Raw genomic sequence first — 26,488 nt, forward strand, 5'->3', positions numbered from 1 at the left:
TCGGGCCAACTTGGTCCGAAGTTAATTAAATCGTCTTTGGAACGATTGCGAATCACTTGAACCCGCTCACACAGATGTTTTCTGATTTTCTATCAAGTTAATATCGTTTTAGAATCAAGTCATGTCATCCCGAAGCGCGTCAATAATATTTTCTCTTTTTATCTTGCTAATGGCATACAGCATTGTAACGAACACGACAAAGAGCACGCTGAACACGCTGATTCCGATACTGACCCACGGGAACACAAAACCGATATTGTCCGCCCCGCCGACAACCATCCCTTTGTAAATCAGCCAAGAAGAGATTACCGCTATAGGAAGCCCGAAGAGCAACGTCCTCATGCCATAAAAGGCACACTCGAAATTCATCATCTTTTGGAAATCGCGTTCAGACATCCCTACAGAGCGGAGCATGGCAAGCTCCCGCCGGCGCAGCTTGATATTCGTGGAAATCGTGTTGAACACATTGGCAACCGCGATCAGCGAAATCATAATGATAAAAGTATAAGCGAACACGTTGATGATGAATATGGTATTGCGGTTCTCATCAAGAAATTTATTGAAATTGTACAGGTTGTACTCGGCTGTTGTAATTCCCGCCCCCTGAATCATCGCTTCCATTTTAGCCACCGATTGCGAGGGGGTTTTTGACCGAAAGGTCAAGCCCTTAATATCCAGATGGGTATCGGGGGTTTCAAACTTCTCTTTGAGCGAATAGGGGACCATCATCCTAAAAAAGATCGGATTCTTCGACCCGGAGTCTCCTAGGACCGGGAGTGTATCAGGCGGCACGGTCTCAACAAACGTAACGCTTACGTTTTGCCCCTGTTCCATCTTCGGCATACCATTTGTTTCGGGAGCGATGGTAAAATTCATGGAAGAACTCTTGAACATATCAATAAACTCGTCAACCTCATGCTCCCGATTGGCTTTCATGTGGCTTGTCAGTTTGGCAACGGCGATCATTTTCGCATTTTGCCCGGTATATTCCTCTGCGGGCAAGCCCAAGCCTTTGATAATATTCAGATAGGCGCTGTCCTCAAGAAACTGGATTTCCATTGGCAGATTAACCGTTTCGTCTGGCGAATGTGAACCCGCGTATTCCCAGTAATCGTCTGAAAGATCGCTTGCTTTGGCAGCGAATGAATACTTCATAAGCGCTTGATACGAGCTTTCGTAAACACCGTCGGCAGTTTTTAGTTTGTCGTAAAGCGGCAACATTTCGCTATCGTCCATGTCCTGCGTGGCAAAACCGATGTCATAGGTAGTATACACTGCTGCCCGCTCCGAAAACTGTTGCAAATACGTTACAAAAGCACTAGCCGATATAAATAGCACTACGCTTAAAACAAGGGATAGCACAATGCTGCGATAGCGTCTCTTGTTTCTCTTAAAGTTCTTTAACGCAAGAGTACCTTCCAATCCGTAAATGCGTTCCGCGAACTTTGAAGTTTTCACGGCTTTGGATTCGATTTTGACCTCGTTCGTCTGGCGAATACTCTCCATCACTGGAGTACTTGCGGCTTTCCTGGCCGGGATATAGGCCGAAATCAGAATCGTAACCATGCTGACCGCGGCCGCAACGACAATCGCGGGGGAGGACACCGTCAAGGTTAAAGGTACAGCGCTGTAGGCAATGCTCCCGAAATTCCTGGCGACAACGGAAATCACAAGCCCGGTGCCGCCTATGCCAACGATAATGCCAATCGGTATGCCGACCGCACCGATACAAAGCCCCTCAAACAGCACTGAATTTCGCAGTTGCCTCGCCGTAGCTCCCACCGATGAGAGAATCCCGAACTGGCGTGTGCGCTCGTTCAGCGAGATGGTGAATGCGTTATAAATCAGAAAAATCGAGCCTATCATGATGATGGCGACCACAATGCCGCCAACCGCGTACAGAAGCGTGTTGAACACGTTATTGTCGGAAAGGCCCATGAAGCGCAACACATTATCGTTAAAGACGTAAGCCCCGGTTCCCGCTGTGCTGCTTGCGTAAGCGTGAACCCCACGCGGGTTTTTAAGCGTAACAAATATGCTGAAGTTGTCCGCTTTGTCTTGTGCATCTGCTTTCGTTATTAAGGTATATCCCGGCGCAGAAGATTCCTCAAAGCTGGGGCTTCGGCAGATACCGACAATCGTGTAGGTTCTCTCGGCTTTTGGCACAAGAGTTTCTTTCCCGGAAATGTAAGGGTCGTGTTGACCGAGATTTTTATTTCCGTCCATGCGGCTTCCGACAGCAAGTGTAAGCTTGTCGCCCACCGCGAATTTAACGCCGCCGTTTGTAGCGACGCGTCCCGGAAGAACAATCTCTCCACTATTTTTCGGCAATCTGCCTGCAGCCAGGGCTATGGGCAAGGTATCAAAGGCTTCCTCGCTGTATCCGGCTATAAATAGATACGGCTTTTTTGGGTTTTTCCCGCCGTCAAGTTTTGCGTAGCCGATATTTTCAAATGTTGCGGTGTTAGCGACTCCCTCGTCGTGGGTTCGCTCCTGTACAAAAGAGGAATCAACGTCCAAAAACTCAACGTGCCAATCGCCGTATTTCTGGGCCGCGCCGTTTGCCATATAGTTCAGCAGGGAAACGCCAAAGGTAGCGACTGCCGTAATCATGGCGGCGGACAGGACAACTCCGATAATCGTGACAATCGTTCGGGTACGGCTTTTTTTCATGCTTTGCAGGGTGACTTTGTTAAAAATATTCATAGCCGCACCCTCTCGTCTCTCACTACTTTGCCGTCTGATATGCCGATAATACGGTCTGCTTGCAGGGCGATATTTTCGTCATGGGTGACGAGGAGCAGGGTCTGCCCATATTTTTTATTGCTTTCTTTCAGCAGTTTGATGATTTCATGCCCATTTCGGCTGTCCAAACTGCCCGTGGGTTCGTCGGCAAGCATGACCGCTGGGGCGTTCATCAAAGCGCGTCCAATGGAAACGCGCTATTGCTGACCACCCGAAAGCTGATTGGGTAAATGCGTTTTGCGGTCTTGCAACCCAAGCATTTCGAGCAGGTCATTCAGCCGTTCCTCGTTGACCTTGCGCTTGTCCATCAGGATAGGCAAGGTAATGTTCTCCACCACATTCAGGGTGGGAATGAGGTTGTGAAACTGGTAAATCAGTCCGACCTGCCGCCTGCGGAAAATGGCGAGTTTTTCATTGCTTTGGGCATATATATCCTGCCCCTCCAAATACACTTTTCCGCTTGTCGATACGTCCACGCCGCCGATGATGTGAAGCAATGTGGACTTGCCGGAGCCGGAGGAACCGATGATTGCGGTAAACTCCCCCTTTTCGATTGTAAGCGAAACATGGTCAAGCGCGGCAACTTGGTTTTCGCCCCTGCCGTAGACCTTGCATAGATTTTCAATTTTTAAGAACTCCATTATGTGAGTCTCCTTTTTCATGGTTTACCCATATAATAGAACCTTCAACTTACATCTCTGTGACTTTCAGGTGAGAGATTCGTCACTTTGGGAAACGAATGGCAAATATCGCGCCGCCCTGCAGGTGGTTTTTTGCGGTAATCGTCCCTCCCTGCCGAGTTACTATCATCTTGCAGAGAGCCAATCCAATCCCGTATCCTGTTGCGTTTTCGCTTTTCCCGCGATAAAATCTGTCAAATAGGCGGGATAAATCTTCTTTTTCAAAGCCCGCGCCGCTGTCGTGAATGGCAATCTCGGTAAACAATGGGTTGTCCGTGCAGACAATCTCAATCTTCCCGTTATCGCCTGCGCTTTCCATGCTATTTTTGAGGATGTTTTGAATTGCTTCCGAAAGCCAACCAGAATCGCCCTGAATAATCATCCCTTTCGGCGCGTCTATCCGCACATCAATGTCGTGCAGTTCCATCGGGATTAGGAGCGGGCGAAGCGCGGCGCATACAAGAACGTTTACATCTATCTGCTCGCTTTGGAACACCACAACGCCCGCGTCCAAGCGGGATAATTTTAATAGAGAAGTAATGAGCCAATCCATCCGCACAAGCAATTCCTCTGTTTCCCGTACAAATGCTTTTCGCTCGTTTTCATCAGGGTTATTCGCTAACAATGATAGAATGAGGTTTGCGGATGTGAGAGGGGTCCGGAGTTGGTGGGCTATGTCGGCCAGCGAATCGGCAAGATGTTTTTTTTCTTTTTTCAGCGCGTCGTTTTGCTCCCTAATACGCAGCGTCATTTTGGTTATCTCGCTTTGCAGAATGGAAAGTTCGCCCTCGTCCGATTCACCAATATACAGATGGTCAGCATTATGAAGCACAAGATCGATTTGATTTGAAATCCGCGCAATGCTTTTGTATCGGGCTTTGGTAAACGCGAAAAACGCCGTTCCAAAGGCGGCGGCAGAAGCAATGGCAAGGATTCCCGCCTCCGTATTGATTGCAAATCCTAGCATTACAGCGGCGGCAGTCATTAAGGAGAACAAAATGGAAAACTGCCGAAACTCTCTATTTCGAAGCATACTCGCCCCCCAATCTATACCCCGTCCCGCGAACGGTCAGAATGATTTGCGGGCTTGCTGGGTCGTTCTCGATCTTCTCCCGCAAGCGCTTGATGTACACGGTCAATGTATTATCATTGACAAACTCACCCGCCGCGTCCCACAATTCATCAAGTAGCCTGCCCCTCGTGATAATACTTTTGGGGTTGCTAATAAACACTAGCAACAAGCGGTATTCTAATGCTGAAAGGAAAACCTCGTTGCCGTTTTTTTTCACAACGCCGCTTGCCGTATCGACATAAAGCCCACGGATTTCAAAAGCCGACCCGGAACGCCCGCTTTTTCGTAGGGCGGTTCCAATTCGCGCAATCAATTCACGCGGACGAAAAGGCTTGGTGATATAGTCGTCCGCGCCCATGTTCAGCCCGGTAACAACACTTGCCTCATCGCCAGAAGCCGTCAGAAAAATAACAGGAACATCTTGCGTTTCTTTGATTTCCGTGCAAACCGTAAAGCCATTTCCATCAGGCAAAGAAATATCAATCAACGCCAAGTCAAATTTATTCCCGGCAAGCGCGGCAAGGGCTTCATCCCGCGTAGGGGCGTGGGTGACTGTAAATCCCTCTGAGCGAAGCAAAAGCATAAGGTTTTTAGCGATTGCCTTATCGTCCTCAACCAAAAATATTCGTGGCATTAGTCAGACCTCCGTTTCCTTATCCATTCTTGCAAGTCGTCTAAATCTTCGTCAGTCAATTTCTTGTCTTGATGAAGCGTTGATAGCAGACTGATAAATGAATTTTCATGGTATTGCTTAACAAAATTTCTAGTTTCAAATTGGAGATAATCTTCCTTTGAAACGAGTGGATAATACCGTCTTTCCTTGCCTTTTTTTTCTGAGCGTAAGAACCCCTTTTCTACCAACCTGCTAAGTAATGTGACAATCGACTGTATAGGCCAGCTTTTTTCTCCCGACAAATGCCCCATTACCATAGATGAGGTTACTGGCGGCTCGTAGGCCCAGATAGCTTTCATCACTCGAAACTCTGCTTCGGGAAGCCTTTTCATATAATCACCTTTCTACTAACACAAGCGTGTTAGATTGACTGCATAATACATCTGTATTAAACGGTTGTCAATAGTGTAAACAGTGCATTTTTCGCCTTTCTGCTAAACGGCAAGCAGGGTAACTGTGGCCACAGTTGCACATTTTATAGGTTTTCCCTGGCGGTCAAACCCATAAAACTGCTTGTTGGGGCCAGCCGCCCCAAACCCTGCGACTTCGGGCCAACTTGGCCCGAAGTGACCGCTACCATATAAAAACACCGCCCATATAGTTCATTTGGGCGGTGCCTTGTGTAATGTGATAGCTCTAATATTTTATCCTTCAAATTGACATGCTTCTCGAATATCATCAGTCCGCTTTTTCCCTTCAGATAACCCATAAAAGGTGCTTCGGAATTTCACAGTCATCGGAGCGTAACAGCTTGATCAAGCACCGCTTGCGCTTCGGACCGTACTGTTCCTATTGCTTCATCAAGGGATTTTTGTCCTTTTTCCACAAGTTCTAGTTCTCGACTTAATATCGTGGCAAAATCGTTGAAGAATTGATCAGGCAGCTTGTACCAATCGTCACTACGCCTTAGCCATTTTGATCTTAATTGATAGAACGGCTCTAAACTTGTTCCTTCATAGTCAGTCATAAATCCTGATCGACTTAATAACAGTTGCTGACCTAACAACAATTCATTAGATTTAGAGCTAACACGAGCATAATCTTCACCGCACACATACTTAATAAATTCCCATGCTGCATCTTGATTGACTGATACTATATTAATGGCGAATATATCACCTGGAGTTACATAAGTTGATGTAGGATCAAGGGGATCAACGGGTCCAGCGGCAATACCAAGTTCAAAGGGTACATAATCGTTCATATCATTCTTGAAATGATCCATAAGTGCTAGCGACGTTACAGATCCAATATGCATAGCAGAACGCCCCATGAGAAATTATTGGCTATCATAGAACTCCTCATTCGTTCCACTAGTGAATAATTCATCCATAGAATTAAAAATAGCTCCCGATTGGTCTGCCTTGATAGCGGTCTGAATCACTTTCTTCCACGCATCTGTATCTATGGTCACCTGCATCTTATCTGTATTCACGATCGCCAATCCTTCAGCCTGACTCATCTTATCAATCAGTGTAACTAGATCCATAGGGGCTTCATACACTTCTCCACCGCTATATCCGTAAACGCGTGTCTGTTTATCCCCTTCAGTAGGAAAACGATGGGCAAGATCAATGATGTCGTACCAACTCATTCCATCAGATGGTAACTCTATGTCATTTTTCTTGAACAGGTCTTTGTTATAAAATATCGCCTTGCTTGAGAATGACGGAGTAAGTCCATACAATCCACCACCGCCTAGTTCACGAAACTGATCAACTAAACCAGGAACGAACTCATCCAGATTATAGTTATCTCTAGTACTCAGCGAATCAAGTTCAGTCAGTATTCCATCGTTAATTTGATTTTTAAACTGATGAGCATCCAGAATCAAGATATCCGGCTGTTCTTCACGGATAAACTCTGCATACACCTCTTCCTTCGTCTTGTCCCCCATATCCTTATAAATGTCTGCATCACTTATTAATTCAAATTGAATTTGATTATTGAGCGTGGTGAACAAATCACCATATTGCTTGTAGAATAATTCCGAATCATGATAGATGACCTTAAGCGTAGTCGTCTCTTGATTCTCTTTTGGTTCAATCGGACCCTTAGATTCACTTGTACAACCTACTACTAACAGGCAACTAATAACAAGCATCGTAACTACTTGCAACCATGTTCTGTTCATCATCGTCTCCGATCTCTGCTCAAACATTTATCATTTAAAAGGTACTGTCTTAAAATCATCCCAATGGATTGTCATCTCTGTTGTCATGCCATTGTCCGGCTCTAATCCCCCATTTTCTCCATTAACTTTCTTAGCAAGGGATGCTTCATCAAGGGCAGCTTGTGCATCTCGTTGAATCGTCTGTAGCGCTTCATCAAGGGATTTTCGAGACTCCTCTACTTGGGTCAATTCACGATACATAATCTCCTCATATTTATCTTTGAATTTATCCGGAACAATATTATTATCAGAATCATCATAGTAATTACTTGGCTGTACGGAGGTTAAGTGATAGAATCCATCTAGGTCAATTCCGTAATAACCGCTTGTTTGACCCATGCGTGTAGGTATTCCATTATCAGGTCTTCTCGCCAATTTGCTTGCAACCTCATCACCCTGCATAAACTTCAACAATTCCCATGCAGCATCTACATTGGAGGAATTGGCACGAATCGCATATACATAGTCATTATTCAAGTTCAGATCTCTGGTTATTTCTCGGTTAGACGGATCCACTGGACCAACCACCATACCCACCCTAAATGGCTTAACCCCTGACTTACCACTTTTTATATAGTCAAGCACACTATATGCCCAGCTAGGTTCATCAGCGATCAACATCGCTTGCCTCCCCTTAGCAAAAAGTTGCTGTTCATTGAAGTCTTCATTCGTGTTAAATCCTCCCTTGTGGAGGGCATTCGTTGATAGTGCCGCTTGAGCTTGTTCGTACGCTTGCTTCCAGTTTTCTGTATCCATTGTAACTTGCATTGTATCAAGGTTAACTGCCTTCAATCCCATAGATAAACCGATCCTCACACCTAACTCTCGCAGAGGGCTTTCTTTGTCTAACCCGAAACACGTGAATCCGCCGTATATCCTGGATTGCTCATCTCCATCGGTAGGAAATCGTCCTGCTAAGTCGATAAGTTCTTGCCAAGTCATCCCATCGTGTGGCGGCTCAATTCCATATTGATCGAACAGGTCCATATTGTAATAGATTACTTGTCGCTGGAATGTAGGCGCAATACCATATAACTTTCCACCGCCTTGCTCCCTAAGAAAGCTGGTGATTGAAGGATAAATCGTGTCGATATTGTAGTGATCCCGCACCACTAGCGGTTCAAGATCTAACAAGAACCCTGCTGCGGACAACCGATTATACTCATAAATTCTTAGGTAAAGAACATCGAGTTGTTCTTGTTCGATAGATTGTTGAAGAGCTTCCACATAGTTCGAAGCAGTCTTATCAAGTTTCATACTTTTGGGTCTAACAAGCTCAATCTTAATCGAACCGTTCTGGGCATGGAACATATCACCGTATTTATCATTAAAGTATCTTTTTTCTTTGTCGTAATTCATCACCTTCAATTTTGAAGTGTTAGCTGCTGGCAAGCTCGTACAGCCTGCCAATCCAATCATAAGTAAACCTATAAGCAGCATAGATGTTAACTTGAACTTGCTCAAACTGATTCCCCCCCTTTTTGAAAAAATGATTCAACTTTCCCATAAGGCCAGGCAGCTGTTTATATCATCATTTTCTGTAAAGCTTTCACATCACGCGATCTCGCAATGACAAAGTAGACGGTCTGGGCGACCAGATAAGCCAGTGCTACTGTTAATGTAATTGCATCGGTCTCTGATACGTCTCTTATTCACGAACTTCGTAAATAATTCCATATGTAGGGTATTCGTGAAACTTTTGAACTATCCTACCCGTTAGTTTAACAAAAATGGCATTTTTTCAACTTGCCTGCTGCCTATGAGATCCTATCGGGAATGTTACAAAGTTCTTGTCATCGTGTTTTGACAAGAACTTGATATCATAAAAATAAAAAAGCCGCATAATTAGCGGCTTCTAATGTTACTATGTTTATGTCACCCGACCTCATATCATGACGTCAACTGGTTTCCTAGATATCTGTTACTCCCGTTCTGGCCGCTCGACACTGAATGTAATAAGCCAAGAAACTAAACAAGAACAGTCTGCCTAGATCCTTGGTTCTGTTGAATAGTTATTTCGCTGCTTTTCCCTCGTGTCTTTGAATAATGCCGCTAATAATTCCCAACCCACCGAATACAGCACACCACTTGTTCGTGAATATTACGCTGGCAACTACGAACCCTGCCCCCACAACAAAATTAACAGTGGAAGCAGCTTTTAATGTATTCTTTTTTGGTTCCGGCAATTTGATTGAAACGCCAAGTATATCATTGACTTTTCGGAACATCCGATTAAGTTCATTAACCATTATTCATGCCTCCTAAAGATTGAATAGTAATTTAATTCCGTGATTGGCCATGAGCAATATGCCGACACAAATACTAATCCACGGAATTGTAGTTTTCATTCCCTTTCGTTTACGTAAGAAATGAAAGGTAGCCCCCAAGCAAACAAGGCAGATTCCAACAATCAATAACATAATGGATATTGTCATCATGGTTTCGGTACTCGGAACAGGGACAAAATTCGGGACAGGTAAATTCATGATTATCGCCTCCAATTCTTGCTAATTATATAAATCAGATGTAATCATTTTTCTGATTGCAATCGTTGAAAATATCACACCGATCATGCCAAAGATAACGGCAAGCATCGGTACAGATAGTAACCCCGCCGTACTCCCTTGAGAATTCGAAGCAATGGTAATAATGATGAGGGATGATATAACCGTCGCAATAGTTGATTTCTTCACCATTCCTACGAACAGTGGGAAAAGTCCTAAAAGAATTGTGGATAGGGGCGTAATTATATGAATAAACAGGTTTTCAAAGCTATAAGTGATAAATTCAAATTGTCTACTCAAAAGGAATATACTGAAGTGCTGGAAAATGCTTGAACCCATATGGAAGATCAGCATAATTCCGCATATCAAAAGCAATTTAGCTATAATTAATCGAGTCCGACTAACAGGATATGTAAACAGCAAGTTGATTGTTTTGCTGCGGTATTCCTCTATAATAAACGAGGATATAAAGACAGCCTCCCAAACAATAAGCGCAGCTCTTACAAGCATAGATGCCATAGTTATGGTATCTAATTGCATTAGCGGTAATCCCACCGCCATAGATCCACCAGTCTCGGAAAATAAAAGGGAAGTAGTAAAACCCGCCTCCTGTAACAAATCTTAGAGCCTCTACCAATAACACCTATGGTGTATCCGTTAGAAGATAGTTTTTGGAGTCATTGAAGATGTCTCCTTTACTCAAATAGTCTGTCTACAACACTATCTAACAGGAAATCAAATATTTCAAAATGGTCGTAGTTTAACCGTTCTTTTATAGTCACCGTATACATTAAGGTGCTTGTTAATGCGTATACTTTTTCCTTGTCAACCTTTAGCTTGAGATTAGCAAGTTCAATTACTTCATAAAAAAATGATGTGCTATCAAATTTCAGTTTTTCTAAGCGGTCTTTTGGCAATTTGTTTAGAAAAGACAGAAAGTCAGGTGTGCCCATATCGTATAAAAACGGGGAACTGACATATTGTTCAAATTGCCATTTCATAGTTTTGATAAACCCCGTTTTGCCGCCCTCATGGCAAATAATATCCCGCACTCCATTTATCAATCTGTTTTGCACCCGTTCTAAAGTGTCACAAAACAAATCTTCTTTAGACGCATACAACAAATAAAACGACCCCGTGGATATTCCAATTTTTGCAGTCAATTCACCAATGCTTGTTTTCTTGTAGCCATGCAAAACCCAACTACGTTCACATTCCAAACACAGCTTAGTCCGTAATTCGTCCTTTTCTGTTTCTGAAAAACCTTTCGGCCCCTTTGCCATTTACTGTTGCCCCCCCTTGATTATATTATGAATATTTAAATGTTTTGGTTCATGGTATAATAATGCTGTTTATTATTGATTTGTCAAGAGGACAAAAAGTATTTTTCTGCGGTGAACTGCGTATTAGTATGGTGAGTCATTGCATAGAATCCATTCGATCGAATCAACCATGAAAAATAAGCCCGCCGCTCTTTGCAAGCGGCGGGCTTCCTGCTCTTCTAAAGTCTATGTTTACGGCTGTAGCTGCCAGAGGGCAGGCACGTTGGCTGGCTCCCAACCCGGCAAGGATGTATGGGCCTGGATGCATTTGTACACCTTGCCGTTATAGGATACGAGCGTATTGACCGCATAGGCGGTATTTGACACCCATGGCGTTGCACTCGGACCTTTAGGCGTTGACACCGTCACGGCATTGCTGTCACCAGATTCGTTGTTCGACGGGTCGTAAGCGCGGACCGTAATCGTATATTGCGAATCCGGAGACAATCCGGTAACCTCCTTCTCGGTTGCCGTTCCAGTGACGGTAGCGATCACCGTGTTGCCGTTGTAAATCCGGTAGCCAGCGATGCCGGAAGCATCTGTGGATGCATTCCACATCAACGTGACAGACGTCGACGTCGGGGTGCCCATCACATGCAGGCCGGTCGGATTGGTTGGCGGCGTCACGTCAACCGGAAGCTGCGTAGTCGTAAACTGGACACTATTGCTGAGCGGCGATCGATTGCCGGAACCATCGAACGCCTTCACAGCTAGGTTATAAGTCGTGCCTGCCAATAGATTGGTGAGATTGGCGCTCGTCTGATTGGCAGGTACAGTTGCGATGACATTGACGCCGTTGTACACCTCATAACCCATGACGGCCTTGTTGTCCGTCGAGGCCCCCCAAGTCAGCGTGGCTGTCGTTGTGCCAACATTGCTGACGGACAAATTAGTCGGCGCCGTAGGTGCAATGTTGTCGCCAGGACCGAATTGGGCATCAATGACGATGTACCAGGCATTTTGGGTATCCGCGATATCCCACACGCCGAGGATGACATGGTAACCCTCTCTTTGCGGCACGTTGCAGGTTTGGGTTAACGTGGCCGGCGGCTGCTGGCCATTTCCGTTAATCGTGCAGAACGGAGTCAGATCAAACTGGTCGCGGGTCAACGGTGCATTGGGATTCCAATCCGGCTTGGTGATGAAATAACGGTAGCTTGTCGTGGCATGACGAGCGGTAAAAATCCAAGTAAAGTTGTTGGTGCCGCTCGTCATGTTCACCTTGTTCCAGCGCGTAGCTGATTGCTGGTCAAGCGGAGCGAAGCTGGCAAGGCCGGCGCTAGCGATTTTGCCGTCAGGTGGTCCCGCATTAGGGAAACCTTTCGGCCCCTCCAGGCTCTGAGGCTCATAGACGATCGAGCCGCAGTTGGTATTCAATCCGTTTTTACACTGGATCGCGCGGCTGGCCGGATCATTAATATATCCGTGGGCTGATACGGTCTTCGAGATCGCGAACATACAAGCGAATATGAGCAGCAATCCGCCGCCAATCAGCATTAATCGCAGGATAAAGCGGGAATCTAAACGGGTTTGAAACATCATCACATTACCTCCCATGATTTGGTTTGGTCATGATATGCCTTTTGTTTTTCGACAACATCTTTAACGCGATCTTTTAAGCTGCCTCCTCTCTTGAATATGATACTTCCAACGTTAACGTGCGGGCATCGCTCCTTTTTAAGCCGATTTATACAAACTCCTTAGAGCTTATATACTCGTACAAACTCATGAAAAACAATACCTAATCACATTGTGAGAAGTGTCAACAAGTAGGTTGGAAATATCCATGGGAAGGGGGGTAAGCGCTTTCAAATCTGCTATCCTATATAGAATCAGCTTTGTAATCTGCTGATGAATGCTGACATTCATAGCTCGCATCTATTATGTTGGGAACAAAACCAAGTAAGTAGCCTAAGGGTAAAGCGTAGGGGGGATTGGAATCATGTCTCAATATGAGGGATCTATATAGATAGGCATAATAGAGTTGTGTCACAATTGGAGTCTGTTAGCGAAGTGTCATGAAGCTAAGAGAAGTTGATGTACGGGTCAGAAAGAACAAAAAATATATATAGTAAGTGGATGTATATATTATTAAATAACAACCATTTCTTGTCAAGTTTTATTATAAACTGGCACTCACCTTTAAACGATTTTCCCTCTGAACAATAAGACTTTAATAGTACCATTTTATTTGTTATGCAGGTATCTAATCGGATATAAATACAAGTTCTTGTCCTCCGACAAAAACGGTCGCGCAAGAGCTGAATAATGCGCCGTTTTAATGCCCATCTACTTAAAATCATAAATAAAACCTTTCAGAAGAGCATCTAGTTTTGCTCTTCTGAAAGGTTTTAATCTATTTAACTAACGTCTCCCGTAAGGTTCAATGCAATCCCATTCCGAGAAATGGGATTATTAGGCCCTGTTAGAGCCTCGCGAACGTGATGTAATCGACTTGGACAGGCTCTGCCGATTCTGTCCGAAGGGCCCGGTTGATCTGTCCCCGGTGATATTGCCCATGTAAGAGAACCTGCGACAGGATGTCCCGGACGGACGTTCGGAACGGAACCCCGCTCTGGTTAGAATAGTCGATCATCTCGTCCAACTCGGATTCCTCGAGCCCTTCGATATAGACGCGATATTCCTCGGCGTTTTCTTCGAACATCGTCCGGATCGCCGTCAGGTCTTCCGCTTCCTCCCACAACGAATATTGCGCGCTGCCCTTACCCTGCAATCGGGATAGCCAGACTCGTTCCGCGATCGCGACGTGCCGAACCAGCTTAAGAAGGTCCTTGTTCTTCGTCTTACTCTCCTCGAGCGCATCCAAGATGCGTCCGTCCGCCCAGTACAGGTGGTCCATCATGCACTTGATTGTCTTCATTTCGGTTTCCCCCTCTCCTATTTCCATTTTATCACAACAGCTTATTGAACATAATAACTGCCCGTTAGCTTAATCGAGCGGCGACGGCATTCTATTAGCTTATCCCTGTTCCAGAATATAATCATCGTGCGTGCCAACAGCGCTGTTCATGATCTGCAAAGGCTGCCCTTTTAGATAATGATTGAAGAAATCAAGCGTAAACTCGTTGACGAGCCGATGAGTACCACGTGCGTTGATCCCTTGCACCCACTCTATAATTGGAGTGACCAAAAAGAAATCGGAGAAGCTCATATGAGACGTGTTGGGCAGCTTCAGCCAGTAATTCCCACCAGCCTTTACCGGTACTAGCCGAGCATGCAATTCTTGTTCCTGCAGTTCTTGATTGTATTGTTCAACTTTGCCTAGGGTCATGTCCAAGTTGGCTTGATGATTATCACTTACGGCACCGGATGCCGCCAAATCGTCCTCCTCATCCGCACTGATCATCAGGAACGGCTTGTTTATGCCTGGCGTCGGAATGCGGCGTTCACCGTATAAGGATCCATCCATATTAATGCCAGCCAGAACTCGAGGATCGCTTAGCAGAATCTGAACTGTTGTCGCCCCGCCGAACGAGTGACCGAACATCCCAACCCGTGACATGTCTATTCGTCCCTTAAACCGCTGATCCGGATCATCAGTAGCTAGCTGTTCAAGTTGATCCAGAACAAACCGCGCATCGTTCACCCAAACCTCATTTGTCCTATCCATTTTTTCCAGTGGCTCTATCTCCGATTCTGGATTCTTTACCGAATCGAACAACGCAACCCGGCCATCCGGAAATATGGATGCCATGCTGTCGTAAGTATGATTGATTCCCGCAACAATGTAGCCATGGCTGACCAACTGCTCGACCTGGAACATATTCTGGCCCTCGAATCCACGGAACCCGTGTGAAAAAATAATTACCGGATACGATGCTTCTGCATTGGATAGCGCTGCATGTTGAACCGCATGTGTACGGGCTTGTCCGAGGCTTGTCAAAAATAACTGCGGCAAACCAGACTCCTGCTGAAATGCCTTGGTGTACACTTCGGAATCGGGCACATACGGCGCCCGGGTTCCCTTAGCGTCCTTGCTGGCCGGATACCAGATCCGCACGTTTAGTTCCCGCTTGGCCCCGGCTGCCACCAAAGTGGACGTTTCCTCACGGGTGTTGTCAATCCAGTGATAAGCGACTGTTCCAATTCCATATGGGCCTGTCGGTTCATCAAATGCAAACACCGGGAAGAGCAGCGGCGCAGCAACGGTTACCGTCCCGTAGAAAAAGGCGGATAACAACGCTGCAATTCTGCGTGCGCCGCATCTTTTAACGCCACCTTGATCGGTTCGGACACATCTCCGATGATGCGTGATCAGCGCCAATAAAGGAGCCAGAGCCAATGCATAGGCTGGGATTAGGGGCCAGCGCCATCCCTCAACCCATCCCTGTACAACGAGAAGAACTGCCGAGACGGCCAGTCCTCCCCACAATAACTGTCGCGACTTTTGTTGACCGACAACCAGCCACAGCAACATAACCACATTAAATGTCACCAGTACAACTTCCATGATTCTCAATTGATGATGACCTCCTCAAATAAGTCCGGAGAACGGTACAGATTATTTCATTTCTGTTATGAATTCCGAGTCCGGCGTGCCTGCAAATACGATCGTACCGTTTGTGGGCAACGTCGCTTTGTTGTTACCGCTGACGACGGAATGGTTGAGGCATACTCCTTCCTCATCATACACGGCGAAAGCACCGTTCGCGGGCAGCTTGACTGTCATCGTTTTGCCTGCTGCCGCTGTCGGAATAGTATACCATTTAGCATCCCCGTTCGCTGACACCGTGACCTTGGACTGATATCCAGCAAAGATCGGTTTTACGTTCGCCTCGCCTACAAGTGAGTAGCCGTTTACGTTCAAATATTCGATACCGTCTTTTTTGTAGAACCGAGCTTCCGTCGTATCCCGGCCTGCTATTCCTGGGATTTGGACCTGACTCGTCGCCGTGTCCGGACCTATAATCTTCCTGTCCCCCCAATAACCTTGCATACCGCCCACAAGGCTAATTTCGATTGCCGGATACTCAAAGAAATACTCATCGGAGCTAAATTTCTGGTTTACGACATAGAACTTAGCACCTTCCCGTTTCGCCCAAGCTTCGGCAGTTTCCTTTGGCAGCACGTTGTCTTCCAGCTTCTCGGCCGCATATTCTGATGTTGCGATCTGCCCCAATCCCGGCAACGTCTTGTACTCTCTCAGCCACAAATACGTGCGTCCGTTCCTCTCAGCGACGAAGCTGACCTTGGACGTTCCGTTCTCGTTGATAAAGCTTCCATCCGAAGTATATATATACTTTTTCTCCAAATCTTCTGGAAAGGACAATTCTCCGTCCTTGGAGATCTCTATTCGGAACTGACTTCCACTGCTGGCGTAATAGCCTGCTTGCTTTAATACGTCTTGGGGTATCTTGGCCCTAACTGGTTTGTCGAATGATTTGTCCGGCTTGATGTTCTTGATATCGCCCTTTTGCTTGAGTGCTTGCAGCAGCAATTCGCTTGCCAGCAGTTGACTCGTGCTACTGCTACCACCGGATGATAATACGGCAGCCGCCATCTTTTTCTCGGGAAGCACGACGAGAGAAGCAGAATACTCAGAGATATCCCCGCCTTTGGCCAAACCCTTGATTCCGTAATCATTGAAAGGGTATAGCTTTACGCTGTCCCATCCGAGACCGTAATTGTTACTATCGTCCACATCTTCCGGCCAGATTCCTTTCTTGTATTCCTCCTGTTCCATCGCCCGAATCGACTTGTCGGAAAGGATGTGGTTTGCCTGTCCCATAAATATTTGCGAGAACCGCACCATATCTTCTGCAGTGGAATTAATTCCTCCTTCAGCGATCACATTAACCAACACATTTGGAAGCTGTTTTTGATGATCCTTGACATAGAACCCGGCAAATTTGCTGTCTTTCAATTCATCCTGCGGTGTCTTCGTCTGATTCATCTGCAATGGTTCTGTGAAATATTGATGGAGAAATGCGGTAAAGTTCATACCGCTGACTCTTTCAACGAGGATCTCGGCAAGTGTAAAGCCGCTGTTGCAATATACCGAGAACGCTCCAGGATCCGACTTCAAGGTCTGGTCAGACAAGGTTTGCAATAAGGTATCATGGGCATAGGTGTCATGATCCTCGAACAAAGAATCGTTCATAGATCCGGTACCTCTCAGACCCGAGGAATGGTTCAACAGCATGCGCGGAGTTATGCGCTTATACCGTTCATCCTTCATCTTGAAATCGGGTATGTACTTGAAGACGGGAGTGTCCAGGTCAATTTTTCCTTCGTCAACCAACTTCATAACGGCTGCTGCCCCAAATACTTTGCTGACTGAACCGATTCCGTACAATGTATCCTTGGTTAACGGCTTATCATTCCTGCCGGTCTGGCCAGATACAATGATTTTTCCATTGTCAATCAGCGCATACTGAACGCTATTCGTATCAGTGGAATTGATTAGCAACGCAGCCTTATCTGCAGCACTTTTAGCCAATTCCTGGCTATCTGTTACAACAGGGGCGACACTAGACGCCATTGCTCCGGTTGGTGAAGTCATAGCCAACGCAAGTGCAGCAGACAGCAGCCAAGCAAGCTTTTTTTTCATGTGAGTATCCTCCGTCTATGTTTAAATTGAACAATAACAAACCGATCGGTCAGTATTATTTTAGCCGAAGGCTAACCGATCGGTCAACTGTTTTGTTTTATGTTATAATAACTGAAGAAAAATGAAACAATCATTCTAGGAGGAACAGTAATGACGGATGGCAGAGAACAAAAGGGGAACAAAACAAAAGAAGCTTTATTGCACGCTACAATCGCTTTAATAGCAGAAAATGGTTTAGAGGCATTAAGCGCTAACAGCATTGCAAAGAAAGCAAATATTAGTAAAGCAAGCGTGTTCCATCACTTTGGTTCGATGGAGACCATTCAACAAGAAGCTTTTATTCTTACTGATTCGTTAATGGGTGAAGCACTGGAAGAAATTTATCAAAACGCCAGAGGAACAGATTCTTTTGCAGATATAATGCTCAAATATTTTCTGTTTTTCATCGATGAAAAAAATAACGACTACTTAAATTTAATTAATGTTCAAATGCAATTTGTAATGAAGTCTTCCTATGATACAGAGTTTGAAGAGCTTGTCTTTGGTAAAGACAGCGAAAAAACACCGTTTGATTTCTTTGAGATCTTAGTGAACGATTTTTATGGTGATAAGCTTGACGCGAATGACTTGGAGTTAGTAAATGATTTAATCATCGTTCATATAAATGGATTCGCAGCATTTTTAATCTCTAAGGCAGACCAAGAGTGGCTTGTTTCCATATGGAAAGAAAATATTAAAATGATTGAAAACTATATCGAGTCATTAATTGAATCCAAGTCATAATGCATCATCTAATATACCTCTACCACCGCTCAATAAAACCGCAGGCTGCCGAAATAGGCTGCCTGCGGTGCTTTCGTTTTATAAGATTATTTTGTTTTACTTAGCATCAAAAATATGATCATTCACTAATCTATTAAAATACTGATCCATTTGCACCCAACTCGCCTGATGCGGATTTTTGCGATGCCATTCGCTTAATGCAACCATTGTAGACACATGAAATTCGGCTAACAAATCATCCGGAATATCGATCGTTTTGGCATTTTGAATATACCTTAAGGCATCTTTTTTCAAGAAACGCATTGAGAACGTATGCATACAGTCAAAGAAAAGTTCATCATTTTGCTGAGAACGAATCAACTGATCAGCCTCAGAACCTTCAAAAAATTGATTGGACCAGACAAAGGGATTTAATATCCTTTTCTCTAATGGAATATCCCAATAGGGCTCCATCAGTTGACTTACTCCATACTCCAGCAATTTGAATTTGTCATCGAAGTGCTTATAGAACGTTGAACGATGAACCATTCCTTTCTCACAAATTTGATCTACGGTAATTTTAGAAAATCCTATCTTTTTTTCTGTCATTAGATCAAAAAGGGCTCTCCATAACAACTGCATGGAACGGCGTTTTCTTAAATCCATCCCTATTTCCCCTCCCTCTATCCCTTTCGATTCTCAGACATTTATGTGATTCTGTCTCCTAACTACCCAAAAAAGATATGTTGAATCTATTTTGCCGTGAGAAGGATCATTATAATGGGAAACGATCCAGCACTCAACCTATATTGTACAAAAAGGAGACATTCATATGAATTTGGATTTACAAAAAGTGAAACGAATGCCTATCATGTTTGCCCTCATGATGGGTGCGTTTGTAGCGACATTAAACGAAACATTGCTAGGTAATGCCTTGCCTGTGCTTATGAAGGAGTTCCAAGTCGGCGCCACCACAATTCAGTGGCTAACCTCGGCTTACCTACTAGTTGTCGGCGCACTCATTCCCATAACAGCTGTAATTCAACAATGGCTTACTACAAGACAGCTTTTTTCCATTGCAATGATAACCTTTTTAATAGGCACGATCGTTGCTGCAACGTCACCTTCTTTTATCTTCTTATTAATTGGTCGAGTCATTCAAGCCATTGGAACGGGACTAATTATACCGCTGCTGATGAATACGTTGTTAAATATTTATCCCGCGGAAAAACGAGGTTCGGTTATGGGGGTGCTATTCTTAATATTTACATTTGCCCCCGCTATCGGGCCTACACTTTCAGGTCTTATTATTGATGTTATGGATTGGCGCTGGTTGTTCTATTCAACGATTCCCATAACTATCATTTCCATCATCATCGGGTATTACTATCTTATAAATGTAACCACAATTACAAAACCCAAAATTGATGTGCTATCTATTATTTTATCGACATTAGGTTTTGGCGGTGTTGTATATGGATTCAGTGCTTCAGGAACCGGAGGCTGGTCAGATCCGCAAGTCTATTGGTCAATAATTATTGGCGGCCTGTCCTTGATATTATTCGCAGTACGGCAACTGCGTATTTCAAACCCAATTTTGGAATTGCGCACCTTCCGATTTCCGTTGTTCTCTCTCTCGATTATATTATTGATTATTGTTATGATGGCGATGTTCTCAACAATCACTTTATTACCTATGTTTATGCAAAGCGTGCTGCTAGTGACCGCATTTCAATCAGGACTCATTATGCTGCCCGGAAGTGTACTTAATGGACTGATGTCTCCTGTTACAGGAAAACTATTTGATCGATTCGGAGCCAAAGTCGTTATTATTCCAGGTTTATTGATCGTCAGCATTGCTATGTATCTCTTTACCGGATTTACACTAGAGTCGACGAGCCTGCAAATCATCTTAACGCACTGTCTATTAATGCTAGGTGTGGCGCTCGTTCTTGTTCCCGTCCAAACCTATGGACTGAACCAAATTACACCTGAATATTATGCACATGGATCTGCTATTTTCAGTACGTTGCAGCAAGTTTCCGGTGCGATTGGCTCAGCATTGTTCATAGCGACCATGTCCGCACGCTCTCATAGTCATTTGGCGCAGTCATCAAACCCGGATGATGTAACTGAACAATTATCGGCATCTGTTGCAGGCTACAGTGACACGTTCATGCTTGGTTTCATCATTTCGATCATTGCCGTGATAGTAGCTCTCTTTCTAAGAAAAAACACAAAAGAAAAACAAGCGGCTTAACCTCTTGCGCTGCTTCCAGGACTGCTCTGCTGCAAATAAGCTGAGCAGTCTCTTCTCTATTACAAAGTAAAGGACGTGAGAAAGGTACCCTTCTCCTGCAGGAGGAACAATATATAATTCAACAACCTAGCGCCATGAGTTGCTGGCACCAGGTTGTCTTGGAAGATATGCTTAAATTGGATCATTCGACATTTGGGCTCTTAAGTTAATCTTCAAGTAGAATTTCTACTCTTATCAAGCCCCTTTCTCTCTCCACCAACTTCACTTATCCATGTCGAGCCTAATAGCAAGACAGTGCCAAGCAATTGCTGCAAAGTCATCTTCTCTCCTACGACCAGAGCTGAAATCAATAATGAGGTTAGTGGATCGATATAACTCAATACGGCGATGCTTTGGCCTTGTAGCCCTTTCATTCCTGAAAAGAATAGATAAAATCCAATCCCACCATGAAGGATACCCAGCATGAGCATCAATATAACTGAGTTGCCGATGGTCGAAAAGATATTGAAGCCACTCGTGATTAGAACAAATGGGAGCAGCATTGCTACCGACAAGCCTAGCTGTAGAATCGTATTTGTCATCCCGTCCAGGTCCCGAATAAACTTGTTGACCAGCGTCAAAACGGCATAGAAACACGCCGCGACGAGTCCATAGCCGATGCCAAGCAGATGATAACCCGTTGTTTCCATCCTGCCATTTCGCAAAATGAAGAACAGGCCGAGCAAAGCAATGCCGACACATACCGCCTTTTTGAGCGACAGCTTTTCTTTCAGAACGAAGGGTGAGAGCATAATAACTAGAACAGGTGCAAAATAATAGCTCAACGCCGCATTGGCAATCGTTGTTACCTTATATGCCTGAAACAGAAAGATCCAGTTGCCGCTCAAAGCCGCGCTAGCAATGAACAATGCGGCGGCATTCTTCTTCACCTTCCGCCACGGCACTTTCTGCTTCGTCCACACAAAGATTACAAGCAGAAACAGGCTACCGATCAAGCTCAAGAACAATGCAATTTCATTGGAAGACAAGTCGATATATTTGGCAAACACGCCAACTGCGCCGAAGATGATCATCGATAGCACGAAAAACAGTTTTTCCTTCACGTTATATTCCCGCTTTCTACTAATATGATGGAGAGACCAATGAGATAGTCTGCCCTCGCATACAGTAGAATCTATGGAAGGACCAGTAAAAATCATGTAGTTACCTTGACAGTAGATTCTACTGTTGGGGTACTACTGGCGGCGAAATAAAATTATACATCTACAACCCTCCTCTTAATGTAATTTTAAGTTGAAGTGAGAATGGCGGGCATCCGGTCTGCTGCGCCCAATTTAAGTTTAGTTTGATTTTTTATTTCTAAAATAGTTTCGACTGTCACTTCGTACTTTCTCAGGCAAAACATGATCCAGCTCCCGATTTAACCAAGCAAGAGTTTTATTGCGTAAAGCTCCGCGCATATGCTCTTCTGCTTCTAGCATTACTAAGTTAATTGTACATATTGGATTGCTTTGAGTGCATGACGTACATTCTTCATTATCTCTATACATTAAATTCGTTTTTAATATATTTTTACATTGAAAAATAGGTTTCTTTCCTTCAACTGCTTCAATTACATCCCAAAACGAAATTTCCTCAGGAAGTTTAGCTAATTTATATCCCCCCTTTACTCCAGGTGTTGAACTCACAATACCAGCCCTAGACAATTTACCGAAAACTTTCGAGAGATACGTCTCCGAAAGCCCTTGAAATTCTGAAAGGTCTTTTATTCCTATAGTTTCTTCATCTGGAATGTCTATCAAATAAACAAGGCTATGCAAAGCATATTCAACCATTACACTGTATTGCATATATCATATCACCTGCTTTCATGTTAAGAGGCACACAAAAATATAGTATAGCATCCATATCATTTTGTAAATTTACATAGATTAAATGACTGTATTCTTGACATACGACGGTGTATATTATAATATGGATCAAGTTAATCGACGATTAAATCGGTCGACAATAAACAATTAATATAGATACTTTTCATTCAAGGAGGAAAATACTCATGAGTAAATTACTTATCATCAATGCACATCCAGATTTTGATTCTAATACCTCTGCCAGTCTGAATGTGTTGAATTACTTTCTAAAGGTATACAAAGAAAATCATTCAAAAGACGAAGTGATTGAAAAAATTAATCTGTACGAAGACGAAGTACCCCTATTAGATAAAAATGTACTCAGCGCATGGAGGAAACAAGCAGAAGGAAAAGAATTAACAAACCAAGAAAAAGAAATAACAAACCGCATGAATGAGATATTAAAACAATTCAAAAGTGCTGATAAGTACGTAATTGTTTATCCACTGCATAACTTTAATATCCCCTCAAAACTAAAGGATTATATGGATAATATTATGATTTCAAGGGAAACGTTTAAATATACCGAGACTGCATCGGACAATGGAAGAAGATCCGTCGGTCTTCTCAATGATGGAAGAAGTATGGTTGTCATTCAAGCCAGTGGATCAATATACACCAATAATGACTACTATACCGAAGTGGAGTACTCACATAAATTTTTGAAGTCCATGTTTCATTTGATTGGAATCGAAGATTTTGAAACTATTCGAGTACAAGGAATAGATGTTCTGGACAAGAATGAAGTATTACAAAAAGGGTATAAAGAAGCTGAAGAGCAAGCTTTAAAATTAGCAACTAAATAGGAAAATTGAAGCAGCCGATCTGAATGATCGGCTGCTTGCTTGACGATATCATCTTCAAGCATTTAAGAACTGCCGAAGCACATCAATTGTTCACCATTCTCGCCCACGATTGGTTTTCCAGTCATAGGGCAAAATATCTTTCAATAAAACAAATGTATTATTTTCCACCTCGACAACCGCTTCTAAATTTTCTTTTGACAGCTGACTAATGAGCTCACGGCACCGTCCGCACGGCGGAACGGCATTCCCTTCCGAATCAGCGGCTACAAAGGCTTTTACTCGTATTCACCATGTTTCAGCATTTCCGCCACCGCTGCATGTTCCGCGCAAAATCCCATGGAACAAGCGGTGTCTATACTTATACCAGTATAGATATTGCCGTCTACCGTTTCGATGGCCGCCCCCACGCTTCCGTATGCTACATAGTCATTTAGTTCCTTTGGTGAAGCTGCTGCAGTCGCTACCTTTTTCAATTCCTTACTATTCATATGTGTCCTCCTATGTAAAAACTGGGATTCCCCGATCGTATTATTCATGCATGCTCTTTGCTCATCATATACGGCGAAAGCTCCGTGCGTTGGCAGTTTGACCGTTATCGTTCTGCCTATCGCTGCCACTGTGATCTTATACCATTTGGCTTGCCTGCGCTATATTTCTCGTTCACAGCATAGAACTTGACGCCTTCCCGCTTCGCCCAGGACAGCTTGTTTTTCATTCCACTCTCCTCCACATATAGCTCCATTCTTTCTCATTGAACAACCAATGCCACACCAGACTGTTCTCATGCGACCGGACAGTATATCCCAACTGCTCGTACAGTTTTCGGGCGCGCTGGTTTTTGCCGGAGACATAGAGACTTAAGCGGTCCACTCCTGGCTCTTGTTGTGCAAACTGTTCCGCCCAGCGAAGCAGCAGCTTGCCAAATCCCTGGCCGCGATAATCGGGGTGAACCGCCACGTCTGCAATATAGCACTCGCCGACCTGCGGCTTATAGTCGAATAGCGATAACCCCATCCGCATTTTGAACAAATTCCATCTTCCGAAGCGGCGAAAGCTTTGCCAGGAAGCTGGCGTTTTCTGTGGTTTTGACGCGCTGCCACTGGATTGGGGCGGCCACTTGATCGCGATGGTGCCGATGACCTTCCCCTCTTGCAAAGCGACCATCCGTCGATTTCCCGGCACATCGGGAACGTGTTCAAGCCATTGTTCGAAAAAAAGAGCCAGCTCGTCGCCGTCCATACTTGTAAGGTTCTGGAATTTTCCATGCAATAAGTGAGCCAGCAATGGGCCGACCTGTCGGTGGTAAATCGGTTGCATCGGCTCAAGTGTGATCGGTTCCGTCATCTTCATTCCCTTCTATCTCTGTTGGTTGTTGTGGGGGCACGCAATCCCAGTATAAACTCTCACACGATGTGAAACTCAAGAGGGAAGAACAACTTAACCGTAGGAGGAAACGTCGTATGCTACTTGGCACCGATCGATACGCACACTTCCGTCACGAACGCTTCCTCATTGGATATCACCCATCCGTCTGTATGGTAAATTTCTATAAAAGGTCCCTGAATCGGGTACCCGCCTGCGGTTGCCCAATCATGTAAAGCGCGATAAGCGTAGCTGATACTGTCGTAACTTCCTCGATGCAAGGTGCTAATACAAGGCGATTCCCTGAAAAATCGGATTCGTGAATCGTCCGTTCCCTTCTTCCAATCAATGGGTTGACAGATTTCCACATCGTAGAGCTCCGTATCCGCTTCCTGAACCGTATGAAAAATCGCAAAATGTTGACCACAGAGCACCGGGTTCATTTGCTTGACGGACTGCTGAAGATGATCCATGAATAGCTCTAGACCGTCTTCATTCACCGTTTCGCGAAAGCATATCGCATGAAAAGATGGGCTTGTTCCCTGAAAAACTGGATATGTTTGTACTCGGTTTATCGTCTTTTCAGCCTCGACGGCACGCTTCATTTCTTCAATCGCATTGGCATACCCCTGGGCGATTTCCTGCAATTCGGTGATCTTCTGTTGAAAAAAGGCATTGACTACTTCCCCATCCGATTCCAGCATAAGTTTGATGTCCTCTATGGAAAAATGGTATCTGCGGAGCTTTTTGATCGTGTTTAGGATCTGAATATCGTCAGCGGAGTAGTATCGATATCCGTTTGCCTCATCTTTTTTAGGCGTCAACAACCCTTTTTCGTCATAGTATCTCAGCATCCGTTGCGATATTTTGTTCATTATAGAGAATTCGCCGATTTTATAGCCCAAATTCTCGCCTCCTTCCATTCCCAATTGAAACGGTATGGCATTTCCCGCAAAGCATTGGCCTATAGGTCCAATGAAGTAACCACTCAAGCAATTGTTAAATCCGTATAGAAATAATAATTAATAGGTATGCTCACTTCGCAAGAAGAATTGCATTACTAGATGTTTTGAATCCATTTTTAATATAAAATTTTTCAGAGGGGAATCCCTTGGTAGTTGTTAAAACGATAGTGTTTATACCCTGCTTTTTAATGTCAGATTCGATAAGCTCTAGAAACTTGCTGCCCGCTCCTTGTCCTTGGAATTTTTCACTTACACAAAATTGATCAATGAAATATTCCATTCCTTTCAGATATGGCTTTTTTGCGCCTAGGCTCAATCCAACAAGTTCATCGCCTATTTTTAGAACGTAACCCATAAAATAATTGTTGTTCATGTGATTCTCAAAAAAATCTACAACTTGTTTTCTTGACTCATAGACATCATTCCAAGGTTCTTTTGAGAAAGTATCAATAAATAAATCAACACAGTCATCAAGCATGTCGTATGTTAACGAATATAGATCAACCTTTAATCCCATATATATACCTCCATCAAATTTAGCGTTTTTTGATATCTTTTGGTGCATGTTGAATTAGAACAATAATATCATATATGTACGATCCCCCTCATTCCTTTGGATTTAATGCCATGAGACTAGATAGTTAGTTCCCATTAAGCTCCTTTCTCTCTCCGCCAACCTTATA

24 protein-coding genes and 2 pseudogenes are annotated in these 26,488 nt (G+C 44.1%); 3 read left to right on the forward strand and 23 right to left on the reverse strand.

Translation table 11 applies throughout. The features are described 5' to 3' along the window. Positions 1–114: 114 nt before the first annotated feature. The 16 genes and pseudogenes from EI981_RS14480 to EI981_RS14560 form a co-directional block, all read right to left on the reverse strand. On the reverse strand, positions 115–2,706 hold the full coding sequence (locus EI981_RS14480; RefSeq protein WP_126999264.1) for an ABC transporter permease: 2,592 nt from the start codon (positions 2,704–2,706) through the stop codon (positions 115–117). Continuing rightward, positions 2,703–3,386 (reverse strand): annotated as a pseudogene (locus EI981_RS14485) (ABC transporter ATP-binding protein). Before EI981_RS14485 ends, EI981_RS14480 begins: the two are co-directional and overlap by 4 nt. 82 nt (positions 3,387–3,468) lie before the next feature. After that, complete coding sequence (locus tag EI981_RS14490) at positions 3,469–4,458, reverse strand: sensor histidine kinase (protein ID WP_126999266.1); 990 nt, start codon at positions 4,456–4,458, stop codon at positions 3,469–3,471. Beyond that, positions 4,445–5,131 carry a response regulator transcription factor gene (locus EI981_RS14495; RefSeq protein ID WP_126999268.1) on the reverse strand — a complete coding sequence of 229 codons (687 nt, stop codon included), beginning with the start codon at positions 5,129–5,131 and terminating at the stop codon, positions 4,445–4,447. Before EI981_RS14495 ends, EI981_RS14490 begins: the two co-directional genes overlap by 14 nt. Further along, entirely contained in the window at positions 5,131–5,469 is a 339-nt protein-coding gene (locus tag EI981_RS14500) for a BlaI/MecI/CopY family transcriptional regulator (RefSeq protein ID WP_237172623.1), read from the reverse strand. Before EI981_RS14500 ends, EI981_RS14495 begins: the two co-directional genes overlap by 1 nt. Positions 5,470–5,813: 344 nt before the next feature. Further along, positions 5,814–5,894 (reverse strand): annotated as a pseudogene (locus EI981_RS14505) (IS200/IS605 family transposase); the annotation flags it as partial. A 9-nt stretch (positions 5,895–5,903) separates the two neighbouring features. After that, entirely contained in the window at positions 5,904–6,374 is a 471-nt protein-coding gene (locus EI981_RS14510) for a type 2 periplasmic-binding domain-containing protein (protein WP_227011428.1), read from the reverse strand. Positions 6,375–6,449: 75 nt separating this feature from the next. Then, positions 6,450–7,304, reverse strand: a complete 855-nt coding sequence (locus EI981_RS14515; RefSeq protein WP_227011429.1) for an extracellular solute-binding protein — start codon at positions 7,302–7,304, stop codon at positions 6,450–6,452. Between the two features lie 30 nt (positions 7,305–7,334). Continuing rightward, positions 7,335–8,807 carry an ABC transporter substrate-binding protein gene (locus tag EI981_RS14520; RefSeq protein WP_126999276.1) on the reverse strand — a complete coding sequence of 491 codons (1,473 nt, stop codon included), beginning with the start codon at positions 8,805–8,807 and terminating at the stop codon, positions 7,335–7,337. A 548-nt stretch (positions 8,808–9,355) separates the two neighbouring features. After that, positions 9,356–9,592: a hypothetical protein gene (locus EI981_RS14525; RefSeq protein WP_126999278.1), complete on the reverse strand. Its 237-nt coding sequence runs from the start codon at positions 9,590–9,592 to the stop codon at positions 9,356–9,358. A 258-nt stretch (positions 9,593–9,850) separates the two neighbouring features. After that, positions 9,851–10,465, reverse strand: coding sequence for an ABC transporter permease (locus EI981_RS14535; protein WP_227011430.1), 615 nt, complete (start codon positions 10,463–10,465; stop codon positions 9,851–9,853). A gap of 77 nt (positions 10,466–10,542) precedes the next feature. Then, positions 10,543–11,130 (reverse strand): TetR/AcrR family transcriptional regulator, encoded by a 588-nt coding sequence (locus tag EI981_RS14540; RefSeq protein WP_126999282.1) that lies wholly within the window; start codon positions 11,128–11,130, stop codon positions 10,543–10,545. Between the two features lie 231 nt (positions 11,131–11,361). Continuing rightward, a complete protein-coding gene (locus tag EI981_RS14545; RefSeq protein ID WP_193556491.1) occupies positions 11,362–12,708 on the reverse strand; it encodes a lytic polysaccharide monooxygenase in 1,347 nt (448 codons plus the stop codon). A gap of 886 nt (positions 12,709–13,594) precedes the next feature. Then, positions 13,595–14,050, reverse strand: a complete 456-nt coding sequence (locus tag EI981_RS14550; protein WP_126999286.1) for a DinB family protein — start codon at positions 14,048–14,050, stop codon at positions 13,595–13,597. Positions 14,051–14,149: 99 nt separating this feature from the next. Then, a complete protein-coding gene (locus tag EI981_RS14555) occupies positions 14,150–15,640 on the reverse strand; it encodes an alpha/beta hydrolase family protein (RefSeq protein ID WP_227011906.1) in 1,491 nt (496 codons plus the stop codon). A 51-nt stretch (positions 15,641–15,691) separates the two neighbouring features. Further along, positions 15,692–17,740, reverse strand: coding sequence for a serine hydrolase domain-containing protein (locus EI981_RS14560; RefSeq protein WP_126999290.1), 2,049 nt, complete (start codon positions 17,738–17,740; stop codon positions 15,692–15,694). A 150-nt stretch (positions 17,741–17,890) separates the two neighbouring features. On the opposite strand from EI981_RS14560, the gene EI981_RS14565 reads away from it, so the two are divergent. After that, entirely contained in the window at positions 17,891–18,523 is a 633-nt protein-coding gene (locus EI981_RS14565) for a TetR/AcrR family transcriptional regulator (RefSeq protein ID WP_126999292.1), read from the forward strand. A gap of 96 nt (positions 18,524–18,619) precedes the next feature. Here EI981_RS14565 and EI981_RS14570 read toward each other — a convergent pair whose 3' ends face one another. Continuing rightward, positions 18,620–19,168, reverse strand: coding sequence for a TetR/AcrR family transcriptional regulator (locus tag EI981_RS14570; RefSeq protein ID WP_126999294.1), 549 nt, complete (start codon positions 19,166–19,168; stop codon positions 18,620–18,622). Between the two features lie 166 nt (positions 19,169–19,334). Here EI981_RS14570 and EI981_RS14575 point away from each other — a divergent pair, with 166 nt between their 5' ends. Further along, entirely contained in the window at positions 19,335–20,762 is a 1,428-nt protein-coding gene (locus EI981_RS14575) for an MDR family MFS transporter (protein WP_126999296.1), read from the forward strand. 212 nt (positions 20,763–20,974) lie between these two features. On the opposite strand, the gene EI981_RS14580 is transcribed toward EI981_RS14575, so the two are convergent. Together EI981_RS14580 and EI981_RS14585 are read right to left on the reverse strand one after the other, a co-directional pair. Continuing rightward, on the reverse strand, positions 20,975–21,865 hold the full coding sequence (locus EI981_RS14580) for a DMT family transporter (protein WP_126999298.1): 891 nt from the start codon (positions 21,863–21,865) through the stop codon (positions 20,975–20,977). A 237-nt stretch (positions 21,866–22,102) separates the two neighbouring features. Further along, positions 22,103–22,612, reverse strand: coding sequence for an RrF2 family transcriptional regulator (locus EI981_RS14585; RefSeq protein ID WP_126999300.1), 510 nt, complete (start codon positions 22,610–22,612; stop codon positions 22,103–22,105). A 206-nt stretch (positions 22,613–22,818) separates the two neighbouring features. On the opposite strand from EI981_RS14585, the gene EI981_RS14590 reads away from it, so the two are divergent. After that, entirely contained in the window at positions 22,819–23,478 is a 660-nt protein-coding gene (locus tag EI981_RS14590; protein WP_126999302.1) for an FMN-dependent NADH-azoreductase, read from the forward strand. 275 nt (positions 23,479–23,753) lie between these two features. Here EI981_RS14590 and EI981_RS29650 read toward each other — a convergent pair whose 3' ends face one another. The 4 genes from EI981_RS29650 to EI981_RS14610 form a co-directional block, all read right to left on the reverse strand. Continuing rightward, on the reverse strand, positions 23,754–23,966 hold the full coding sequence (locus EI981_RS29650; RefSeq protein WP_227011431.1) for a hypothetical protein: 213 nt from the start codon (positions 23,964–23,966) through the stop codon (positions 23,754–23,756). Between the two features lie 223 nt (positions 23,967–24,189). Beyond that, positions 24,190–24,747, reverse strand: coding sequence for a GNAT family N-acetyltransferase (locus EI981_RS14600; RefSeq protein ID WP_227011432.1), 558 nt, complete (start codon positions 24,745–24,747; stop codon positions 24,190–24,192). A gap of 194 nt (positions 24,748–24,941) precedes the next feature. Continuing rightward, positions 24,942–25,745: a MerR family transcriptional regulator gene (locus EI981_RS14605; protein ID WP_162616181.1), complete on the reverse strand. Its 804-nt coding sequence runs from the start codon at positions 25,743–25,745 to the stop codon at positions 24,942–24,944. 130 nt (positions 25,746–25,875) lie between these two features. Continuing rightward, positions 25,876–26,370 carry a GNAT family N-acetyltransferase gene (locus tag EI981_RS14610; protein WP_227011433.1) on the reverse strand — a complete coding sequence of 165 codons (495 nt, stop codon included), beginning with the start codon at positions 26,368–26,370 and terminating at the stop codon, positions 25,876–25,878. Positions 26,371–26,488 lie beyond the last annotated feature (118 nt).

The sequence above is a fragment of the Paenibacillus lutimineralis genome (genome assembly GCF_003991425.1).
Classification (GTDB): domain Bacteria; phylum Bacillota; class Bacilli; order Paenibacillales; family Paenibacillaceae; genus Fontibacillus; species Fontibacillus lutimineralis.

Bases quoted from the DNA above. Each gene is read 5' to 3' on its own strand.
- EI981_RS14565 (WP_126999292.1), top strand. From the start codon at position 17,891: ATGACGGATGGCAGAGAACAAAAGGGGAACAAAACAAAAGAAGCTTTA.
- EI981_RS14610 (WP_227011433.1), bottom strand. From the start codon at position 26,370: ATGCACCAAAAGATATCAAAAAACGCTAAATTTGATGGAGGTATATAT.
- EI981_RS14575 (WP_126999296.1), top strand. From the start codon at position 19,335: ATGAATTTGGATTTACAAAAAGTGAAACGAATGCCTATCATGTTTGCC.
- EI981_RS14555 (WP_227011906.1), bottom strand. From the start codon at position 15,640: ATGGAAGTTGTACTGGTGACATTTAATGTGGTTATGTTGCTGTGGCTG.
- EI981_RS14515 (WP_227011429.1), bottom strand. From the start codon at position 7,304: ATGAACAGAACATGGTTGCAAGTAGTTACGATGCTTGTTATTAGTTGC.
- EI981_RS29650 (WP_227011431.1), bottom strand. From the start codon at position 23,966: ATGAATAGTAAGGAATTGAAAAAGGTAGCGACTGCAGCAGCTTCACCA.
- EI981_RS14560 (WP_126999290.1), bottom strand. From the start codon at position 17,740: ATGAAAAAAAAGCTTGCTTGGCTGCTGTCTGCTGCACTTGCGTTGGCT.
- EI981_RS14500 (WP_237172623.1), bottom strand. From the start codon at position 5,469: ATGAAAGCTATCTGGGCCTACGAGCCGCCAGTAACCTCATCTATGGTA.
- EI981_RS14525 (WP_126999278.1), bottom strand. From the start codon at position 9,592: ATGGTTAATGAACTTAATCGGATGTTCCGAAAAGTCAATGATATACTT.
- EI981_RS14590 (WP_126999302.1), top strand. From the start codon at position 22,819: ATGAGTAAATTACTTATCATCAATGCACATCCAGATTTTGATTCTAAT.
- EI981_RS14495 (WP_126999268.1), bottom strand. From the start codon at position 5,131: ATGCCACGAATATTTTTGGTTGAGGACGATAAGGCAATCGCTAAAAAC.
- EI981_RS14585 (WP_126999300.1), bottom strand. From the start codon at position 22,612: ATGCAATACAGTGTAATGGTTGAATATGCTTTGCATAGCCTTGTTTAT.
- EI981_RS14540 (WP_126999282.1), bottom strand. From the start codon at position 11,130: ATGGCAAAGGGGCCGAAAGGTTTTTCAGAAACAGAAAAGGACGAATTA.
- EI981_RS14480 (WP_126999264.1), bottom strand. From the start codon at position 2,706: ATGAATATTTTTAACAAAGTCACCCTGCAAAGCATGAAAAAAAGCCGT.
- EI981_RS14490 (WP_126999266.1), bottom strand. From the start codon at position 4,458: ATGCTTCGAAATAGAGAGTTTCGGCAGTTTTCCATTTTGTTCTCCTTA.
- EI981_RS14550 (WP_126999286.1), bottom strand. From the start codon at position 14,050: ATGAAGACAATCAAGTGCATGATGGACCACCTGTACTGGGCGGACGGA.
- EI981_RS14510 (WP_227011428.1), bottom strand. From the start codon at position 6,374: ATGAACGATTATGTACCCTTTGAACTTGGTATTGCCGCTGGACCCGTT.
- EI981_RS14570 (WP_126999294.1), bottom strand. From the start codon at position 19,168: ATGGATTTAAGAAAACGCCGTTCCATGCAGTTGTTATGGAGAGCCCTT.
- EI981_RS14545 (WP_193556491.1), bottom strand. From the start codon at position 12,708: ATGTTTCAAACCCGTTTAGATTCCCGCTTTATCCTGCGATTAATGCTG.